This window comes from Mesorhizobium sp. WSM4837, from assembly GCF_055811435.1.
The window spans coordinates 1-1,495 of record NZ_JBVVQE010000189.1 but is presented as its reverse complement, the minus strand read 5'-3'; the positions used below and the strand labels follow the sequence as shown (position 1 = coordinate 1,495).

General features: G+C 62.3%; 1 pseudogene. It reads right to left on the bottom strand.

The features are described 5' to 3' along the window. Positions 1 to 69: 69 nt before the first annotated feature. Positions 70 to 797, bottom strand: a pseudogene (locus AC0L3D_RS36595) (IS256 family transposase); the annotation flags it as partial. Between the last annotated feature and the right edge of the window lie 698 nt (positions 798 to 1,495).

Here is a 1,495-nt window from a genome sequence, read left to right as displayed (position 1 = left end):
CCCATCGCAGCGATCACCGCCTCCGAAGCCGACATCCACCCGCAAGGTCGGCATAATCCGGACATCGGCATAATGCACGTAACAGCGCTGCCAGACTGCCTCAGGCAGGACTTCGCGGATCGCTGCCCTGAGCCCCGGATGGTCGTCGGAGACGACGAACTCGACGCCGGCGAGCCCGCGCTGCTTGAGCCCTGCCACGAACGCGCGCCAGCTCGAATGGCTCTCCCGGTTGGCCAGTTCCACGCCCAGCACCTGGCGCCGGCCCTCCCAGTCCACGCCGATCGCCACCAAGACCGCCTGGCTGGCGATCACGCCGGCCTCGCGCGCCCGCTCATAGCGCGCGTCCAGAATGAGGTACGGGTAAGGTTCGGCGAGCCGCTGCTCAAAGAACGCCTTAGGGCTTCATCCAGCCGCGCCGTCGCCTCGCTCACCCTCGAGGCAGAGAAGGCGTGGCCGCACAGCTCCTCGGTGATCGCCTTCACCTTGCGCGTCCACACGCCTTGCACGTACATCTCGACCAGCGCCGATACCAGTGCCTTCTCCGAGCGCTGATAACGCTCGAACAATTCCGTCGAGAACCGGCCGGCCCGATCCTGCGGAACCCGAAGCTCCAGCACCCCAACCCGCGTCACAAGCTTGCGCTCATAATAGCCGGACCGGTAACCAACCCGCTCCGTCGTCCGCTCGCCTTTCTCGGCCCCGATCGCCTCCGTCATCTCGGCTTCCAAAGCCTCCTGCACCACAGTCTGCAATACCTTGCGAAAGCCGCCCTCATCCGACAACAGCAACCCTTTCAACTCGCCTCTGCTCAGTCTAACGTCTCGATTGGGCCCCCGGCACGATCTTTGATCTCGGACCGGCGCTGGTGTTCTATTCCAGATTCGACAGTCCTGTTCTCAATGAGGAGGAGCCGGATAGGCGACCCTAGTTTCGACCAAGGTTGCGTGACCATCAAGGCCAACGATTCCAACAATCTCACTCACTACATCCGCGTGGAAGACTATCGGATGATAGAGATCACACCGGCAGACCTTCGATCAGCGCCTCGGCGACATGCTCACCCAAGACCTCTCGGCGCTTGCTGCTTGGTGCGGCCAATGCCCCGGATTCGACTACGCTGGCCAGCCTTATATGGGCTAATCTTTGTCAAGGTGATCTTTCAGTCGCTCCGTCTCCTTGTTCAGCCGTGGCGCTGATTTGTTCCTGCGTTGGCTCCGGGGTTCATTGGGGCGCCGCGAACCGGTCAAGGGTGGGCCTCTGGCCATCGCGAAGCGACTTGCCCTTGATGGTCACGAGCACGGCGGCAGCGTTACATTGAGCCGGCAGGTGCTGTTCGTAGAGGTGTACAATCTGCAACCGAGGGGAGCTCGCCATCAGGCGCTGTAAACGCGCCGCAAGCTTGTATGCGGTTGATCCTTGCGGATCAAAAACCATGATGCAGCCATACGCATCGGCGGCGAAGCTCCGGGCGGTGGGCCCATTCTACAGCGCGGCG